The 1949-nt window shown below is 25.0% G+C and carries 2 protein-coding genes; both read left to right on the forward strand.

From position 1 onward, the window contains the following. The coding region (locus XO12_RS11010; RefSeq protein WP_175420336.1) for a PD-(D/E)XK nuclease domain-containing protein at window positions 1–634 on the forward strand (634 nt) is incomplete at its 5' end. Window positions 635–920: 286 nt separating this feature from the next. Then, window positions 921–1949, forward strand: a 1029-nt coding sequence (locus XO12_RS11015) for an AAA family ATPase (RefSeq protein WP_175420337.1), incomplete at its 3' end; no start/stop codon positions are given.

Genomic DNA, 1949 nt, shown 5'->3' on the forward strand with positions numbered 1-1949 from the left:
AGAATATGAAGACTTAGTAAAAAACACAGTAAGTGCAATGGATTTCTCAACAAGAGAAATAGAAGATGCAAATGCAAATATATTCTTTACACAAGCAGGATATTTGACATTTAAAGGAATAGAAAGACTTGGACTTGAAAAGGAATATATATTAGACTATCCAAATCTTGAAGTAAAAAACAGCTTTTCAAGATTAATATTAGAGGCAAATTATGGAATAGAAACATCAAAAATAAAAGAATTAAACAGAACAATAATAAAGTCATTATTAAAAAATGACATAAAAGGATTAATAGAAGAAATAAAGAAGATAATAAGTGCAATACCATATAACTTACACAAAAAAGAAGAAAAGTATTATCATTCATTAATATTTACAATAATAGCATCAGCAGGAATAGATGTAAAAGCAGAAGAATTAACAAACTTGGGGCGAAGTGACCTTGTAATAGATTTTTATGAAAGGATATATCTTTTTGAAATAAAAGTGGATAAAAGCGCAATTGATGCAATAAACCAAATAAAAGAAAAGAAATATTATGAAAAGTATGAAGGGAAAGAAATATATATAATAGGAATAAACATCAATTCAGAAAAAAGGAATATTGATGATTATATAATAGAAAAGATATAAAATCTAAAGTTTTAAATCCTATAACTCACTGTAAGCGTGAATATTTTTTTGAAAATATTGAAAAGTTTTTATTTAAAAATATTAATTTAAATCCAAAAACCCGCCGTAGGCGAAAATATTTGCCTTGCAAATATTTTAAGAATTTATTTTTTAAAATAAAATGATTTTATCCTAATCCTTACCGAAGGTATGAATATTTTTTTTGAAAATATTGAAATGTTTTTATTTTAAAATATTAAATTTTAATCCTAATCCTTACCGAAGGTATGTTATACGGAGGAGAGCCATGAAAAAAAAAATACCATATGGAAAACAAAATTTTGAATGGGTAATAATGCAGAATTATTATTACATAGATAGAACAAAATATATAGAAAAATTAGAATCACTGAATGAAACTAATATAGTGTTTTTAAGGCCAAGGAAATTTGGAAAAACATTGTTCTTAGATACACTTGCAAAGTATTATGATATCAATTATGCAGAGAAATTTGAAGCGTTATTTAAAGAGTTATACATAGGAAAAAATCCAACATCGTTAAAAAACAGTTATTATATATTGTATATGGACTTTTCTGGGATACAAACAGAAAATAAAGAAAAATTAATAAGTAGTTTTAAAAATAAAATAATAAGTGCATTAAAAGGATTTAACACAAGATATAAACAAGATATAACAATCAAAGAAGAATATAGCGAACCAGCAGATATAATGAATACATTTCTATCAGAAGCAGTGGATAGTTTAGATAAACCAATATACTTACTAATAGACGAATATGATCACTTTGCAAATGAATTATTGAGTTTTAACCTTGATTTATTCAAAGACAGCGTAACGAAACATGGATTTGTAAGAAAATTCTACGAAGAAATAAAAAAAGGAACAAAAACAATAATAGAAAGACTATTCATGACAGGTGTGAGCCCAATAATGTTAGACTCATTAACCAGTGGTTTTAATATAACAATGAATATAACATTAGCACCAGAATTCAATGAAATGCTTGGATTCAAAGAAGAAGAAGTAAAAGAATTATTGGAATATTATGGCATATATTCAGAAAAATTATTAAAAGAAATGCAGGAAAATTATAATGGATATAGATTCAATAAAGAAGTAAAAGCAAAAGTATATAATCCAGATATGGTATTTTATTTCATAATACAATATGGAAGAACAAAAAAACCACCAGAAAAAATAATAGATGACAACATAATGAGTGATTACAAAAAAGTACAGAATCTATTTAGCTTAGGAGAATTACTTGGAGTAAAAATAGACAAAGACAACAAAAAGGAACTAACAGAAAAA

The sequence above is a fragment of the Marinitoga sp. 1154 genome (assembly GCF_013363285.1).
GTDB lineage: Bacteria > Thermotogota > Thermotogae > Petrotogales > Petrotogaceae > Marinitoga.